Genomic DNA, 16,796 nt, shown 5'->3' with positions numbered 1-16,796 from the left:
AACAGAAACACTCAACGCCAATCGATCCTGATCTCGCCCTGTCAGCGGGAATTGCTACGAGCCGCTGGCCTCAACTCACCCTGACAGACAGGGATCGGGCGTGACCGCGCGAACTCTCGGTGACCGCAACCAGTCTCGGGAGATCTACGACCTTGATAAGTGCCAGCTCCTGGCGGACCTCGGCTGGCCGGCCGATCCCACCCAGCTGAGCCCGGGCCGGATTCCGCTGCTGCTGCCCGTAGCCTGGGAGTGCGGCCGGGCCCCGCGGTTGCGAAGCCGCCGGTGGCGGTTGCGTTCGGCATGCCCCCGGGTCGTGTCGAGCCGCCAGGCCCGGAGTTGTTGCTGTCGCGCACAGCCAGCCGTGCCGCGGCTCGCGGCCAGCCAGCCGTCGAAGTTGGTCCGGCCGGATAGGCGTATCCCGGTGCGAGGCACCGTCGACAGGTCCGCCCGTCACCTGCACGTCCTGCGCCACGTCGGTGGTGCCGAGCGGTACGGACACCGTGGCGGCGCGGTATCCCGGGCAGACGGGCGTGACGTCAGTTCGTAGCTGGTCCCGGCCAGCAGGGTGATCTCGTAACTGCCGGTCGCGGGGTCGGTGAACCAGGGCTCGGCCGGTACCGCCGTCGCCGTGATGCGCGCGTAGAGCGGTCAACCGTGCCCTGACCTGACGGTGCCGGATATGTGCGGTGCCGCCATCGACTGATGCGGCAACTGCTCTGCGGTGACGGTGCCCGGGCGATCCGTAGTTGAGCCTCAGTCGGCGGAGGCGGTGCGATCCGCTTCGGGCGTCCCGACGACGGGGACAGCCGTCCCGACAGCGGATGGCCGTCGAACCGGGGCTTGTCTGGTCGGGCGATCCGCGGGTTAGCGTCAACATGCCGCGCACCCGCGGCCGATCCAACGTACTTAGGAGGCAGCCGTGTCCGACCAATGGCGTCTGCGGGAGTGGGTCCCTCCCGAGCCCGGGCGCCGTGGAGCCAACGGCAACGACGCGGCCGCCCCGAGCGCACTCTCCTATCCGGATTTTCCGGATCTCCAGTCGTTCCGGGCCTCGTCGGTGGCATCTGACCATGACGCGCGCCGACTGGCGCCACCGGCTCTGCCGAACCGGCAGCCGCCGCCGTTCAACCCCCGGGGTTTGGTACGGCCGCCGCGCGGCTCGCTGCCGCACGGCTCGCTGCCGCGCAGCATCCCGCCGAGCCGGTTCAGCGCGACGTCTCCGCCTCCCTCCCCGCCTCGACTGCCGCCGCGGTCCCTGCCGCCGGTGCCGTCCCTGTCGCCGGGCCGGCTGCTGCCGCCGGTGCTGCCGCGCCCGCCGGTGTTGCCGGTGCCGCCGTCGCCGCCGGCCCGGCCGGTCACCGAAGGCCCTGCCCGCAACGGATAACGGACGCATCAGATCTGCCCACAGCGCAGCCGCAACAGAATGAGGTGTATCGATGCCCCTTTGGGCCGACTTCCACGACCTACCGGACGGCACGGTTCGGATGACCTTTGACGACGGCAGCTCCACACTGCTGAGCAGCCGCAGCCCTGACGCCCATGTGCTCATGCAGCGCACCGAGGACGGGACCGAGTTCAGCGACTTCCAGGGAGAGAATCCCGGTCAGGTTCGATTTCCGGATGGATCGTCGGGCGAGTACAACTACCTCGCCGACGGGCGAGTCGAGCTGGTCCTCAGTGATGGCAGCGTCACGGTCATGAGCGGGACGGGAGAGGACGCGGTCATTCTGACCCAGACCACGCCGGATGGCGATGTCTACAGCCAGTTCGACGCCCAGGGCCATCCCGGGCACGTGGAGTTCCACCAATAGTGCGGTGTCCACGAACGTTCGCCGGTTTGTCACGCACCGATCTTGCGGTTGTGGTGCCTGACAAACCGGCGTTCAGGGAGTGCCCGGCACCCCAGCTGCATGATCGACAGGGGCGGACCCGGTCGATGCCGGCACCGGCCCGACCGGAACCGCGGCGACAACCGACAACACTGATGGACGCGGCTGCGCGCGGCCGCCGTCCCGTCGGCCTGGCCGCGGAGCCCGCCGCGTCCCCTGCACCGGCCGGCCAGCCGGCCACGTCCGGGCCATAAAGCGAGGAGACCTGATGCCAGCCAACCGGAAACTGCGCACGAGAGCAGCGGTCACCGCTGCTCTCGTCCTCGCGATCTGTGTGGGGCTGTCGGTGTCCTCGGTCGCCGGCGCCGCCCCGTCGGCCGTGCCCGCCGCCAAAGCCGAGGTGGTCAAGTATTACGAGGTGAAGGCGGCCTACTCCGGGAAGCCGGAGAACCTGTCGGAGATCGCGACGCGGTTCCTCGGTGACGGCTCCCGGTCCACCGAGATCTTCGAACTGAATGTCGGCCGGGAGCAGCCCGACGGTGCGACGCTCAAGGACGCCAACACCCTTCATCAGGGCTGGTACCTCGTGCTGCCCTGGGACGCAGTCGGCGACGGCGTGCAGATGGGGGAGCTGCCGACCAAGCCGAAGAGTCAGCCAACCAAGCCGAAGGGTCAGCCGACCTCGACTCCGGCGACCGGCGGCAGCGCCAGGCCGACCCCGACCGGCACCCCCACGCGCGGCGGGGCGGGGCAGTGTGCAACGGCTGGTGCCGGTCGTACCGGATCGAACTGGGCGCCGTTGCGCATGGCGCCCAGCCAGGCATGGGCCCGGACCAAGGGTGACGGCGTCGTAGTGGCGGTCGTCGACTCGGGGGTCGACGCTACCGTGCCCGAACTGACCGGCCGGGTCGCGGTGGGCGCCGACATCGTGAGCGGATCGGGGCGTGGCAACACCGATTGCCTCGGTACCGGCACCGCCATGGCCGGTATCATCGCGGCCCAGCCTGGTCAGGGCAGCTCGCTGACGGGGATCGCCCCGGGGGCGAGCATCCTGCCGATCCGGGTAGTCACGACGGCGCCGAGCGTCACGGTGGCCGACCAGGCCAGCGCGATCGAGGTCGCGGTTTCGGCCGGCGCGAAGGTGGTCGCGCTCGGGTCGTATGTGGACGTCAGCGATTCGAAGGTCGCCCAGGCGGTCGCCGCGGCGAACAGCCACAATGTGGTCGTGGTGGCCGCCGCGCCGACCGGGGCGGGTGCCTCGGCGGGTCAGCCGCCGGCGGGCGTGCTCAGGGTCGCCGGCGTCGGCGTCGACAACAAACCGGCGGCCGGCTACCGGCCGGGCGAGGTGGACGTGGTCGCGCCAGGGGTGGACATCGTCGTGCTGGGTATCAGTGGAACCGGGAGGCAGGCCGGCTCGGGCACGAACCTGGCGGTCGCGTTCGTGGCCGGAGAGGCGGCGCTCGTCCGTGCGGCCCACCCCGATCTGAACCCGGCCCAGGTCGTGCAACGGGTGAAGGCGACGGCCGACAAGATGGGCAGCCAGGTTCCCGACCCGACCTACGGCTGGGGGATCATCAACCCTTCGGCCGCGGTCAATCAGACGCTCCGGGACGAGCAGCCGGCGGCCCAGCCACCGGCTGCCGCGGGCGGTGACGGCGGCGCCTCGCACTCCGCCGGCAGTACGCTGGCGCTCGTCCTCCTCGTCCTGCTCGGCCTCGTCGCGGTGGCGGCGTTCGCGTTCCGGGCGCGCCGGATGGTGGCGGCCCGTGCGGGCAGCGAGCCGACCGAGGATCCCGATCCGCAGCCGGCCGGCGGAGGCGACGGGAGCAGCAGCCGGGTGGACGACGCGTGGCGCGCTGCTGTCCTGCGCGAAGAGCCGGTGGACAGCGCCGGCCGCGGAGCGGCGAGCGCCACCGAGACGGCAGCCGAGCTTCCGACCACCGTGCCCGCCGGGGCGCCGGACCGACGAACACGCGGAGCTGATAGTGAGCAACGTTGATCCCGGCACCGAGCCGCCGGCCCGGCAGCGTTGGGACTTCGTCGGCGCGTTCGTCGAGTACAGCTGGACGCGGCCGGGCACCGAGCGGAGCGCCGCGCGGCCGCACGTCCTGCTCATCACGGCCACCCTCGCGGCGGTACTGGCGTTGGGGGCGGGAATCATCCTGCAGCTGATCCGCCCGATCAAGTTGACGGCGTCGGCATCCGCGCCGCAGACCTCGGCAAGCGCCACGGTCGGCTTCTCCGCGGTGGCGGGCTGGGACTGCCCGGCGACGGCCACCAGTGGATTCGAGGCCACCGGCCGTCAGGCCAGCTGGCGCACCGTGGCGACCGGCGGCTGGGCCCAGGACGGGTGTCACGGAACCTTCGTGGTGATGCCGATGAGCGCCTCGACCGGCTCGGACCGCGACGGGCCGTCCGCGGTGTGGTGGTTCGTACCCCGAGCGGCCACCAGGTGCGCGGTCAGCGTGTACGTCCCGAACGAGAACCCGCCGTCCTACCGCGCCGCGCGGTCGGTCCAGTTCTACGTGCTGGCGGGCCGCAGTGGTCAACGGTTCGCGCAGTTCGTGGTCGACCAGGGCGCGAAGCCAGGCTCGTGGGTCGAGGTCGGCACCTATCCGACCACCAGCAACGGGATCGCCGTGCTGATGGTGAGCAAGGGGCGGCCGCCGACCGCCGACACCATGCTGGCCATCACCCAGGTCAAGGTCACATGTTCGGGATGAGTGAGCGTCTATGAGTAGGATCGCGTTCCACCGTCCGGCCCGGTTCCTGCCGCCGCGGCTGCCCGACGACACCATCACCATCCCCCCTCCGCCCGAGGTGCCCGAGAGCGGCGGCGCCAGCAACCTCGTCACCGTCGTCCTGCCGTTGCTCACGTCGGTCGGTATGGCGGGCTACATGATCAGCTTTGGTCGTCCGCTGTTGATCCTGCTCGGGGCGCTGTTCGTGGTCGTCTCGATCGCCGTGGCCGTCTCCACCCGCATTCAGTCCAAAAAGAACAATCGCCGGTCCAGCAGGCGCCTGCGTGCCCGGTACCGGGCCAACCTTCAGGATGCCCGCGTACAGGCCCGAAAGATCGCCGGCGGCCAGCGGTTGGTGGCCGCGCTGACGTTCCCCGATCCCGAGCAGCTGTGGGCCATCGCCACCAGCCGGGACCGGGTGTGGGAGCGGCGGCCGGACGACCCGGACTTCCTGCACGTCCGGCTCGGACTCGGCCGGGCCGACCTGGCCACTCCGATCAAACTCGGCGGGAAACTCGACCCGCTCGGCGAGTACGACTGGGAGTCGTTGACCGGAGTCCGGCGGCTTATCCGTCGGCACGCCAAAGTAAATGGCCAGCCCAACGTCGTGAACCTGGGCGAGGCCGGAGTGATCAGCCTCCTCGGGCCACGGCAGCGCACGGCCGCGCTGCTGCGGGCGATCGTGTGTCAGATTGCGGTGCTGCACGCGCCCGACGACGTCATGCTGGCAGTCGAAACGTCCGGCGGGGGCGAGTGGGAATGGGCCAAATGGCTGCCACACGCGTTCGAGCCCGACGCCGCCGGCGAGGCCGGCGTGGTGCCGCTGGTGGCCTCAAGCCCGGGCGCTCTGGCCGACTTCCTGGAGAAGGATCTGTTGCACCGCCAGGAGGAGCTGACGGCCCGGCGCACCCAGATCTCCCTGGACCGTAACCGGACGTTGGTCCAACGCCGCCTTGTGGTGTTGTTCACCGGGTTCGACCCGGTCTCCGAATTCGGCCGCTCCGATCTGCTGCGGTCGTTGCTGAAGGCGGCCGGCCCGCAGCTGGGCCTGACCCTGATCTTCCTCGCCGAGCGGGAGCTCGACGAGCCGGGCCGCGTCGACCTCCGGGTACGCGTGCCCAGCGACACCGCCCTGCAGGCCGAGGGCCTGCCCGAGCTGGTGACCGCGGCTGTCGAAGGGTGTGCGCCGGATATGGTCGACGCCCGGCTGGCCGAGCTCATCGCCCGCTGTCTGGCCCCGCTGCGGCTCAGCGACGAGCATGAGCAGATCCTGGCCCGTATGGTGTCGCTGACCGAGATGCTGCTGGGCGGCGACCCGTTGACGGCCGACATCACCGCCCAGTGGCACGAGCCGACCAGCAAGCGCGTGCTGCGTGTCCCCATCGGGACCGATGGGGACGGCGAGGCGGTGGTGCTGGACATCAAGGAGTCGGCTCAGGACGGGTACGGCCCGCACGGGCTCATCGTCGGCGCCACGGGTTCGGGCAAGAGTGAACTGCTGCGCACCCTGGTCACCGGCCTGGCCCTGACCCACTCGCCAGAACTGCTCAACTTCGTGCTCATCGACTTCAAGGGCGGTGCCGCGTTCGCGCCGCTGGCCGGTCTGCCCCATGTGGCCGGGCTGATCACCAACCTCTCCGACGACGTCGCGATGATCGATCGGGTGCAGGCCGCGCTGATGGGCGAGCAGCAACGCCGCCTGCAGACCCTCCGGGCGGCCGGTAACATCGACTCGGTCAGGGAGTACCAGGTCAGGCAGGCGGCCGGCGAGACCGGTCCGGATGGCAAGCCGCTGCAACCGTTGCCCTATCTGCTCATCATCGTGGACGAGTTCGGCGAGCTGCTCTCCGGCCGGCCGGACATGGCAGACCTCTTCGTCCAGATCGGACGGGTCGGCCGGAGCATCGGCATGCACCTGCTCATGGCCACCCAACGTCTGGAAGAGGGCAAGCTCCGGGGCCTCGACTCCCACCTGTCCTACCGCATCTGTCTGCGCACGTTCAGCGCACAGGAGAGCCGAGCGGTCATCGCCACCACCGACGCTTATCGACTGCCACCGATTCCCGGCTCGGCGTACCTCAAGGTCGATGAGTCGGTCTACCAACGGCTGCGGGTGGCGCACGTGTCGGCACCGTACCTCTCCAGCGACCAGCGGGCCGAACCGGATCGCGTCGCGACCGAGCTGGCGCTCTACCAGTTGCGCAAGCCCGGGCGGGACAATGCCCCGAAGCCGGAGGAACCGGCGACCGTACCCACCGGCCCGACCGAACTCATGATCGTCGTCGACCGGTTGCGGGCGATCGGCCGCCCGGCCCATCAGGTGTGGCTGCCACCCCTGCCGCCGGTCATCACGCTGGACTCGATGCTCGGTGAACTGGAGGTGCTGACCGGTCGCGGCCTGACCGCCCGCGCCTGGACGTTCGGCGGGCAGCTGAAGGTGCCGCTCGGGATCATCGACCTGCCGCTGCAGCAGGACCAGCAGATGCTGGTCATGGACTTCGGCGGCACCCAGGGCAACCTCGCTGCGGTCGGCGCTCCGCAGACCGGCCGGAGCACACTGCTGCGAACGGTGATGCTGTCCACCATGCTCACCCATACGCCGGAAGAGGCGCAGTTCTACTGCGTGGACTTCGGCGGCGGCACCCTGCACCCGTATGCGGACACTCCGCATGTCGGCGTGGTGGCGGGACGCAACGATGAAGCGTTGGTCAGCCGGACGTTCGTCGAGGTGCTCGGCCTCATCGCCGAACGGGAACGGCTGTTCCGCGGCCTCGGCATCGGGTCGATCGCCGAGTTTCGGGCGCGCCGGGCCGCCGGGCGGCTGCCGTCGGGACTGCGGGCAGCCGATGTCTTCCTGCTCATCGACAACTGGGGCGCGGTGCGCGGCGCGTTCGAGGGAGCGGAGCAGCTTGTCACCGAGATCGCGGCCCGGGGTATGGGTGCCGGCGTTCACGTGGTGTTGGCCGCGAACCGATGGATGGAGATCCGTCCGGCCCTGCGCGACAGCATCGGGACCCGCATCGAGCTGCGACTCAACGACCCGTCCGAGTCCGAGGTCGGTCGACGGCTGGCCATGGCGATTCCGGCCGGGATGCCGGGCCGGGGTGTGCTCGCTCCTGGGGTCTACTTCCATCTGGCCCTGCCCCGCGTCGACGGGGTCGAGAGCACCGAGGGGTCTCGCGAGTCGCAGGAGGACGTCCTCGCGAAGGTGGCGGCCGGGTGGTCCGGGCCGCCGGCCCCGCCGATCCGCCTGCTGCCCAGCCGCATCACGCTGCCCGAGGTGGACAGCATGCCGGCGCCGGACGAAGGTGTCCCCATCGGTGTGGGTGAGGCCGATCTGCAGCCGGTCGCGGTCGACCTGGTGGGCGGTGATCCGCACCTGATCGTGTTTGGCGACGTCGGGTCGGGAAAGACCTCCTTCCTGCGCACGTTCATGACCGCCGTGTCTCAGCGTCATACCGGCTGGGAGGCCCGCTTCGTCGTATTCGACTACCGCCGGACGCTCCTCGGCGCCGTCTCCGACGAACATCTGGGCGCGTACGGCACCAACGCCGACGCGGCGCGCGCGTACGTCGCTCAGATGGTGGAGAAGCTGCGTGAGCGGCTACCACCGCCGGGCATCACCCGGCAGGAGCTGATGGCGCGCAGCTGGTGGACCGGGCCGGAGATCTATCTGGTGATCGACGACTACGACCTGGTCGGCGGGGCGCAGGGGCCATTGCATCCGTTGATCGAGTTCATCCCGCATGCGCGGGACATCGGGTTCCACCTGGTGATCGCGCGGCGGGTGAGCGGGTCGTCCCGGGTCCTCATGGCCGACCATGTGCTCGCTCAGGCACGCGAACTGGGATGCGTCGGCCTCATCCTGTCCGGGGACCCCCGCGAGGGCGCGCTGTTCGGCGAGGAGCGGGCGCAGCCGCGACCGCCGGGTCGGGGCGTGCTCGTACGCCGCGGTCGGGCGGGCGAGCTGATCCAGGTTGCCGTCGCCGACGCGGAAGACGATCAGGCCGAGGCCAGTGCTCAGCCGTACGTCCGCGCCTAGTGCGGTGTCGGCTTGTGGCGCAAGGGGGCCCCTGGTGGACACGGACACTGGCTTGACGTCCTCAAAACCGGGCACTGTCAGGTCCGGCCATGGGTCTGTAACGCTGGTGATCGACGCCGCTCAGGGCGTCGAAACGTCGCCGAGGAGGTCAAGACGTGACGCAATATACCGTGACGCCGGAGTACATCGCGCAGGCAGCCGCCAACGCGCACAGCACCGCGACCCTCATCGAGGGCGAGCTCGCCACGCTGCGCAGCTATGTGGAACAGCTGGGAGCCGGCTGGCTCGGCGTGGCGTCGAGCACATTCCAGGCCATGATGACCGACTACAACGCCTATGCCCGCATGCTGCATGACGCATTGGACGCCATCGGTAGCGGACTGCAGGGCAACTACGTTAACTACGTGAACATGGAGCAGGAAAACATCGCCCAGTTGGTGCCCATCGCCGGCGAAATCCCACCGCTGAACCTGGAGCCGGTGCCGACCGGCCCAGCCGGCCCTGGGCAGATCACGAACCCGTAGGCACCACGTCGACCAGATAGGAGAACGACAATGGGTGTGGAAAACACCAGCCTCAAGGTGCCGACCGAACTCGGCGAGGCCGGCCCGTTCGTCCGGCAGGTGGCCGGAAACATCATCGTCCAGTTGAACGACCTGGCCCGCCAGCTCGCTCCGCTGCAGGACACCTGGACCGGTGACGCGTACGTGTACTTCAACGCTCTGGAACAGAGTTGGAATCTGTCCGCGCGCGGTCTGTTCGGTGACGGTCAGCAGGAGCCCGGCATCCTCGGGGACATCGCGCACCGGCTTGACGTGGCCTGGTACAACTACGTCACCACACAGAACGCGAACACCAAGCAGTGGATGCACTGAGCGATGCTTGACAGGCGGAGCCGGGTCACCGTCGTCGGCGCGAGCAAGAGTGCGGACGTAGCACTCCCCAGTGACGCACCGGTCGGCGAGTACGCCGCGGCGCTGGCGCGCATGTGCGGACAGGCCCGCGGCGGTGTGATGCCGCCGGCCTGGACGCTCGCCCCGGCCGGCGCCGCGCCGATTCCCGTGGGCACATCGCTGGTCGATGCGGGCGTTACCGACGGCCAGGTGCTCTACCTGCACGACGTGGCCCGCGATCCCGGTACGGCGCCGGTAGTCGAGGACATCGGCGAGTTGGTGGCCGACGAGAGCGAGCGAAACCGGGACCGGAGCAACCCGCGGGGGCCGACGATCGCGTCGCTCGGACTGCTGTGGCTGCTCCTGTCGGCCGCGGTGGCCGCACTGCGACATGCCGGCGGCCTGATTTCGCCCGCCATCCTCCTGATCGTCGCCGGCTTGGTCGCCCTGGCAGCCGGGTGGGCTCTGCAGGAGCTCCGCACACCGGTACCCCGGGCCCTGAGTATGGCCGTCATCCTGACCGCCACGCCGTGCCTGCTGGTTGCCGGCGGCCTTCTGGGACAAGCACTCGCCGGGGGGCACTTCTTCTGGCTCGGTGCCATCATCGGCGTCAATGCCGCCGCGGTCATGGCTCTGGCGGCCGTGCCCGACCCGGTCATCGCGGCGTTCGAGGTGCCGTTGGCCGTCGCGGCGGCGCTGGCCGCGGTGCTGCACATCTCCCGGGTAGACCTGTCCGGCGCCTCGGTGGCGGCCGCGGTCGCGGTCACGGCACTGGCCATCATCGGTGTGGCCAAGCCGCTGGGCGCCACCATCGCCGCGTGGAGCGGGAAACTTCCCCGGGGCGGTCCCGCCCTGGCCCAAGCGACCGCGGAACTGCTCGCGCGTGCCCGGCAGGCGGTGGCGGTGTTGCTGGCCGTGCCGGCCGTGGCGCTCGCCGTGACCCTGCCGGTACTGACCATCACCCATGAACGTCAGCCATACGCGTTGGCCCTTGCGGGAACGGCGGGCGTCGCCCTGTTGCTCCGCGTGCGCCGGGCCGCGCTCACCGCCGAAATCGTCCTCGCCGGTGCGGCCGGTGGTATCGGGGTCTTCGCCGTCCTCGCCGCACTGGCCGAGCGCTACCTGACGAGTGGGATCGCGATATTCGCGCTCGCCTTCGCCGCGGTGATCCTCACTGGTTGGGGCCTCGCGGTGACGGTGCTGCGCCATCCCAAGGCGGCCGGTCGCGACGCGGAGCCTACCCTGGGCGGCCCGGCCGAGAGCCCCGACCGGCTCAAGTGGGTCGAGGTCATCGCAATGCTGTGCAACATCGCCAGCGCCCTACTGGCGATGGCCGTCTTCGGCGTGTACGACGAACTTCTGGCCATGGGGCGGGGCATCATCGGCTGACAGGCCGATCCGTGTCTGGGGCTGGCGGTGGCCTGTTGCAGGGCGCGCCAACGCTGGGTGAGCAGGGCCAGGCCGCCTTCGCCGAGGTAGCGTAAGGACGCAGGAGCAGGTTGTCCGTACGGGTGCCCACGTCCAGCGGGCGGTCGTCGCCGGACTGTGACGCGGAACAGCAGCAGCCAGTACAGCAGCACGTGGGCGTGTATCCGGTCGTCGAGACGTTGGTAGACCGGCCGAAGACACGAGGTCGACTCACGCACGGAAGGAACGCTCGGTCGGCTTCCAGCAGGTTCTGGTAGCCAAGCGTCGCATCCTTCGCGGGCACAGGCCCGCGTCGGAGGTCGCCAGCAGGTACTTGCCGTCGAGCTTGGTTTCGACGGTGACCCTGGCCGGGCCGATGGACAGCCGGCCGGTGCTCGGGTGCTGCTTGAGCCAGCGGCCCAGCGTGCGGTGATCGCCGGTGGTGCACTTGATCACCGCCGATGAACAGGCACAACACTGTCCGGACTGCGGTACCCGGGCACGACGGTTCAAGGGGCGACGGGTGACCAGGCCGCGGGACCTGCCGGTCGGCGGCCGCCGCCCGCGACTGGTATGGACCAGGTACCGCTGGCGCTGCGACGAGCCGGCGTGCCGGCGTCGCTCGTTCACCGAGTCGGTGCCAGCGGTGCCACCGCGTAAACGGTTGACCAGCCGGTTGCGGGCCACGGCCGGGCCCGCGGTGGCCGATGGGGACCGTGGTCCAGGCGGCCCGCGACCCTTGTTCGGGGGTGGTGGGCAGCGGGTGCGGGGTGAAGGTGTCGAGATCGGCGGACCGCACCCTCGCGGAACTCCCGGTCGGACCGTCGTCTCGTTCTCAGCCACGACCCTCTATCCCTTGAGGTCTGGCCTCCACGCTATTCGGGGGAACCTCAGATGCGCCACCAGCCGTCCTGCAGATTCAGCCAGCACGTCGCTGACCCACAGGCCGCCGTAGATCCAGGTCTTCTCCGGTCGGCGCTGTAGTCCATCGGTGCCTTGATTCGGTGGCCATCCGGCTCCAGTCGGGCGGCGGTGGGAACGAGCGGGGGGATCACCGGCCCGAGCTCGTCGGCGCAGATGACCGGGGTCTCCTGCGGCGAGTGCGTGTAGAGCTCCACGGTCCTCGTCCTTGAGCACATCGGTGCTGGTAACCCCAGGAACGCCACGCCGTCGCCACACCTCCTACCAGCACCTTGCTGGGATCACCTCACTGACCGACACCTGACACGGCGGTGCACCGGGACCGTGAGGTCCCGGTGCACCGCCATGTGTCTCACGCAGCGGGGAAGTAGGACTGCTTGTCCGCCGCAACGTAGATCTGACCGGCTGTGTCGAGGCGGTCGAGAAATACGGCGACCGTCATCAAGGCATCAGAGCCGCCCGCCATCAGGTTGTCGATGTAATTGACCATTGCCAGGGCTTCCGCGCTCGGCGCCTCGTGCCTGGTTTCGTCGGTCGGATACAATTTATTGTACGAGTCGTCGGGGAGTTGAAGGTGCTCGGGACGGTAGAAGATCCAGTCCTTGACCCCGTCGATGTACGCCTTCAGTTCATTCCACCCGTCCTGGCCCGTGATCGTGTCCCTGAGCGGTTGCTTGATCCAATGCTCGGCATCGCGGATTGTGCTGGGCAGGATGTGAAACGCATTAAGCACCGGCGGGGGATCTTCGGGGGACGTGCTCTGGGGAGGCGGAGTGACCTCCGGGGGCGGGAGCGTGCCGGTGAGATTCGATAGCCAGTCGTCGTTGAACGTAAACTTCGAAATCTCGACATCGGGGGGAACGTCTGAACCAAGGCTCGGTAGTGGCTGGTAGTTCTGTGGCAAATGATAGGGATTCGTGAGCGCCTCGTAGCTGTATCCCCATTCGCCACCGGGCGGGGCGTCCCCGGTTTCCTCCCACTTCCAGTAGACGATGTCGCCGCCGCCATTTTTGACCCAGTGACCCATCGCCGCCGGCTCCTTTCATTCTGTTGCGTTGTCAGGGTTTACGCGTGGTCCAACTTGATTTGACCGGGCAGGTCCTCGACATCGAGGGTGCTGAGTTGTTCGTGGGTCGGCGCTGTGACCTCAGCGATGCGGTAGGCGTGCCGCTCGGTCATCTCCTGGAACACTTTCCGGGCGAAGCGGCCGTTACCGAAGCTTCCGGTGCGCTCGGTCTCGGTGAAGAACTGGGCCAGCGCGACCCGGGTCGCCTCGGGGACGTGGTACTGGTGGGCCGCGGCCTGGTGGCTCACGATGCGGACCAGTTCGTCGGGCGTGTAATCGTCGAAGTACAGGGTGCGACTGAAGCGGGAGGACAGGCCGGGGTTGGCCGCTACGAATCGCTCCATCTGGTCGGGGTAGCCGGCGACGATGACGACGACCTCGTCGCGGTGATCCTCCATGAGTTTGACCAGGGTTGAAATCGCCTCCTGCCCGAAGTCCGCGGCATTGCCGTCGGGGACCAGGGAGTAGGCCTCGTCGATGAACAACACCCCGCCGAGGGCACGGCGGAACGCGGTCTGGGTCTTGGGCGCGGTATGCCCGACATACTCGCCGACGAGCGTTGCCCGATCGACCTCCACGAGGTGACCTGTGCTGAGCATGCCGAGCGCCGCGAGGATCTGCCCGTACAGGCGCGCCACGGTGGTCTTGCCGGTCCCCGGGTTTCCGGCGAAGACGAGGTGCCGCGACAGGGGCGGTGGCGGCAGCCCGGCTTCCTCGCGGCGCTTGACCATCTGCATCAACCTGACCAGGGTGCCGACCTCCTGTTTGGCCCGGGCCAGTCCGACCAGCTGCTCGAGCTGCTGCAGCAGTTCGGGCAGCGCCGCCTGAGGCTTGTCGAGCTGCCCGCCGGCACCGACTCTCGCCCCGGCACCACGGATGCGCTGCGGCTCGCCGTCGGTGACCGGCATGGTCGCCGTGCGCACGTTGTCCACCGTGCAGGCATCGAAGGTCGGGCGAGCGCCGTCGGCCAGGTGCATGTCCTCATCCACGTCGTGAACCATGCACCGGCGCAATACAGGATCTCCCTCCGCCCCGATGTAGAGCGCGGGAAGGTCCGTGGCCGAGAACGTACAGTCCTCTACGGTGCCGCCGGCTCCCGGGGCGACGTACATGCCGTTCTTGCGACACCGGCGCACCGTTGTATCCCGGACCACCGGCCGGGCTCCGGTCCAGATGACCAGGCCGCTACCGCCGGTGTCCTCGATGGCACATCCCTCCAGCGTCGCTGCGCTGCCTTTGTCGAAGAACACACCGACCCCGCCGCACGTGGCGAACCGGGATGACCGCACGGTCGGACCGGCGCCGGGGCCTACCTCCAGCCCGGATTGGGCCGACTCCACCGTGCAGTCCTCGATCAGCGGGCGGTGCCGAGTCTCGATCCGGATGCCGATCGCCGCGCCCGCGATGGTGGCTTCGCGGATCGTGGCGTCTGCGCGGGCCTCGACATGTATGCCGGACATCTGGACTTTCTCGATCTGTCCGCCGGTCAGCCTGAGCACGGCCTGCCCAGCGACTCGGATACCGTGCTCAGGGGTTCCCGTTACCAGGCATTCCACCAGATCGGACTCCGAGTTGCCGCCGAGATGAATCGAGCTGAAGGCGGCCCCGCGCGCGGTGACGCGGGTCAACGAGGCGTGGGCGTCGCCGTCGACGAAAACGGCGTTGGCGCCGGGCCCGACGACGGTGCAATCCGTGGCGTCCAATACGGCCGAGCCGCTGAGCACCACGCCCGTCCGTGCGCTGCCGGTGATTTCACAACCGGTCATCGTCACCTTGCACACGCCGACAGCACGCACGCCCGCACGCCCGGCCCGGGTGAGGTTGCAATCGATCATTGCCACCCCGATGGGGGGCTCGGCGCCGGGCGATGCCGGGTCTGGCCCGGCCGCCGCGTCCGGGTCGGGGATCGCGCTGCCGGCGACGCTCAGTGCGTCGGCGCCGGTGTCGGACAGGCGACTGGCCTGGACGAACAGGCGCGCACTATCCTGTGTGTACATCCCAGCCTCGCCGGTGTGGGAGACATCGCAGTCCTTGAGTGTCGCCGCCGCCGAGCCGACGAGGGAGACACCGGTCCGGGTAGTCTGCGTGATCATGGTCGATGTGACGTGGGTGCGGCTCGACTGGCTCAGGACGATGCCATCGCCCTCGATGGCCTCGATGGTGCATTTGACCAGGCTCGCTGTCGCGTCACCGGTCACATGCAGGCCGGCTTCCGCGCAGCGGTGGATCCGGCAGCCCACCAGCTCGGCTTCGGCCCGACCACTGATCTCCACGCGTCCGACGGAGATCTCACAGTCTTCGAACATCACGTGACCGCTCGACGCCAGTACCGCCACCGCGGCCGGTTCGGTGCCCCGCACCCTGATCCCGCGGACAACCGCCGACGGCGTCCTGCTCACGAGGGCCGGACCGTAGGTGGCCACGATCTCGACCACACCGCGCTCGGCGACGAGGCTCACATCCCGGTCGATGATGACGCTCTCGTTGTAGACGCCGGGCGCGAGGGAGATGACGGACCCGTCGGCCGCGGCGCGGATCGCCGATCCGATGCTGCGATGGTTGCCCCACCCTCGTGCGGCTACGCGCAGCGGCGCCCCGGCCTTCATCGGACGGGGATCATGCGACGTGGCGGCAAGAGTCATCGTTCAGATATCCCAGCGCGATGGCGACCCGGGTCAGCTCGGCCTTGTTGCCGACGCTGAGCTTCCCGCGGATACGCTTGGCGTACGTGTTGACCGTGGCCTGGGACAGCCCCATCCTGCTGGCGATCTGCGCCTGGGTGAAGCCCTGCGCGATCCACTGGAGGGTCTCGATCTCCCGGGGCGCCAGTCCGGTCACGTTGTCGCCGCGACGGGGCTGGCGTAGTTCGCTGTGTAGCTGATCGACCAGCCTTGCGCAAATGTAGGTCCCGCCCTGCGCGACGACCCGGAGCGCGTCGGCGATCGCGTCGTGCGGGGAGTAGCGGGTGATGCAGCCGCGGGCCCCGGCGCGCATCGCACTCAGCAGGGTTGGCGGCTGGTCCCAGGTCGAGGTGATGACGGGTCGTCCGATCGCGGCGGCGTTGGCGATCACTTCCAGCGAGGGCGTGGGGCGGTGCGTGGGCAGAGCGAGCAGCACCACGTCACAGTCGACAGCGGCCGCGGCGAGGTCGCCGATGCCAGGCACGGACGCGACCACGGTCAGGCGCGGGTCCAGCGACACCACACTCTCCATGCCGGTCCTCGTGACTGGTTGGTCGTCGACGATCGACACGGTTGTCACCGGGTCGGTCGCGGCCGGGGCAGAAGCCCCGGGCGGACCGGCCTTCATGTTGGACGCCACCGTCGCCGCCGTCCGGAGCGTGTACTGGCCCGCCGACATCACGGCCATCTCCCCTCTGACAACGTGCCGCCGAAGTGTTCCTCCATAGAACGCTGGGCGTCGCGTTCCGGTTCACGCGTGACGGGCTCGCCCTGATCGCCAGAACCCATTCGGTGTCCCCTCATCCGGGAACTGCCGCGTCGAGCCATGTCCGTGGCACGCTCCGAGCATCACTCTGCCCACGCAGACCGGCGGACCGATACTCGTCGGCGCCGCCGGCGTCGGGCCGGGGATGGACCAGCCCTGGACCGCCCGATCGGTGGGCCCGTCCTCGGCGCCGAACCTGAGACCGTACGGGAGCCCCGATGCGCAGCGCGGACATCAAGATTGATCCGTCAACGGGCAACACCATCATGACCGCCGACGATGGTTCGGTCTACACGATAAGTCCGGACGGACGGACGTTGTCGGTGACGTCGGTGGTGCATCATGAGGGTGGGCCGGACACGTATTCGACGACGACGTATTCGGCGTGGGATGAGAAGGGTCAGCCGACGGCGGGTTCGGGTGAGAGTGGTTCGTTCACGTTGTCGTACG

The 16,796-nt window shown here is 69.3% G+C and carries 14 protein-coding genes; 9 read left to right on the top strand and 5 right to left on the bottom strand.

Annotation, left to right across the window (positions count from 1 at the left end; genetic code table 11):
* The first annotated feature begins 1,436 nt into the window (after positions 1-1,436).
* From AB0G14_RS20275 to AB0G14_RS20245, 7 genes are all read left to right on the top strand, one after another.
* Positions 1,437-1,811 (top strand): hypothetical protein, encoded by a 375-nt coding sequence (locus AB0G14_RS20275; RefSeq protein WP_357699516.1) that lies wholly within the window; start codon positions 1,437-1,439, stop codon positions 1,809-1,811.
* A 286-nt stretch (positions 1,812-2,097) separates the two neighbouring features.
* Positions 2,098-3,828, top strand: coding sequence for a S8 family serine peptidase (locus AB0G14_RS20270; RefSeq protein ID WP_357699514.1), 1,731 nt, complete (start codon positions 2,098-2,100; stop codon positions 3,826-3,828).
* Entirely contained in the window at positions 3,815-4,552 is a 738-nt protein-coding gene (locus tag AB0G14_RS20265) for a hypothetical protein (protein ID WP_357699512.1), read from the top strand. The genes AB0G14_RS20270 and AB0G14_RS20265 overlap by 14 nt, the downstream gene beginning before the upstream one ends.
* A 10-nt stretch (positions 4,553-4,562) precedes the next feature.
* Positions 4,563-8,612, top strand: a complete 4,050-nt coding sequence (eccCb, locus tag AB0G14_RS20260) for a type VII secretion protein EccCb (protein ID WP_357699510.1) — start codon at positions 4,563-4,565, stop codon at positions 8,610-8,612.
* A 155-nt stretch (positions 8,613-8,767) separates the two neighbouring features.
* Positions 8,768-9,136, top strand: coding sequence for a WXG100 family type VII secretion target (locus AB0G14_RS20255; RefSeq protein ID WP_357699508.1), 369 nt, complete (start codon positions 8,768-8,770; stop codon positions 9,134-9,136).
* 30 nt (positions 9,137-9,166) lie between these two features.
* Positions 9,167-9,487 carry a hypothetical protein gene (locus AB0G14_RS20250; RefSeq protein WP_357699506.1) on the top strand — a complete coding sequence of 107 codons (321 nt, stop codon included), beginning with the start codon at positions 9,167-9,169 and terminating at the stop codon, positions 9,485-9,487.
* Between the two features lie 3 nt (positions 9,488-9,490).
* On the top strand, positions 9,491-10,894 hold the full coding sequence (locus AB0G14_RS20245) for an EsaB/YukD family protein (RefSeq protein ID WP_357699504.1): 1,404 nt from the start codon (positions 9,491-9,493) through the stop codon (positions 10,892-10,894).
* A gap of 249 nt (positions 10,895-11,143) precedes the next feature.
* Here AB0G14_RS20245 and AB0G14_RS20240 read toward each other — a convergent pair whose 3' ends face one another.
* Entirely contained in the window at positions 11,144-11,368 is a 225-nt protein-coding gene (locus AB0G14_RS20240; protein WP_357699502.1) for a hypothetical protein, read from the bottom strand.
* Between AB0G14_RS20240 and AB0G14_RS20235 the strand changes: the two genes are divergently transcribed.
* Entirely contained in the window at positions 11,352-11,867 is a 516-nt protein-coding gene (locus tag AB0G14_RS20235; RefSeq protein WP_357699500.1) for a transposase family protein, read from the top strand. The two genes, AB0G14_RS20240 and AB0G14_RS20235, sit on opposite strands and share 17 nt — an antisense overlap.
* On the opposite strand, the gene AB0G14_RS20230 is transcribed toward AB0G14_RS20235, so the two are convergent.
* The 4 genes from AB0G14_RS20230 to AB0G14_RS20215 all read right to left on the bottom strand — a co-directional run bounded on the left by AB0G14_RS20230 (position 11,803) and on the right by AB0G14_RS20215 (position 16,151).
* The gene (locus tag AB0G14_RS20230; protein ID WP_357699520.1) at positions 11,803-12,030 is read right to left on the bottom strand and encodes a hypothetical protein; all 228 of its coding nucleotides are present in this window, start codon (positions 12,028-12,030) and stop codon (positions 11,803-11,805) included. The genes AB0G14_RS20235 and AB0G14_RS20230 overlap by 65 nt on opposite strands.
* A 155-nt stretch (positions 12,031-12,185) precedes the next feature.
* Positions 12,186-12,860, bottom strand: a complete 675-nt coding sequence (locus tag AB0G14_RS20225) for a hypothetical protein (protein WP_357699498.1) — start codon at positions 12,858-12,860, stop codon at positions 12,186-12,188.
* Positions 12,861-12,898: 38 nt separating this feature from the next.
* Positions 12,899-15,505: a right-handed parallel beta-helix repeat-containing protein gene (locus tag AB0G14_RS20220; protein WP_357699496.1), complete on the bottom strand. Its 2,607-nt coding sequence runs from the start codon at positions 15,503-15,505 to the stop codon at positions 12,899-12,901.
* A 10-nt stretch (positions 15,506-15,515) separates the two neighbouring features.
* Positions 15,516-16,151, bottom strand: coding sequence for a response regulator transcription factor (locus AB0G14_RS20215; protein ID WP_357699494.1), 636 nt, complete (start codon positions 16,149-16,151; stop codon positions 15,516-15,518).
* 413 nt (positions 16,152-16,564) lie between these two features.
* Here AB0G14_RS20215 and AB0G14_RS20210 point away from each other — a divergent pair.
* Positions 16,565-16,796 (top strand): hypothetical protein (locus AB0G14_RS20210; RefSeq protein WP_357699492.1); only part of this gene is annotated, 232 nt, incomplete at its 3' end.

Source organism: Micromonospora sp. NPDC023814 (genome assembly GCF_040639595.1).
Lineage (GTDB): Bacteria > Actinomycetota > Actinomycetes > Mycobacteriales > Micromonosporaceae > Micromonospora.
The sequence above is the reverse complement of the archived record's forward strand: the minus strand, read 5'-3'. Positions and strand labels throughout refer to the sequence as shown.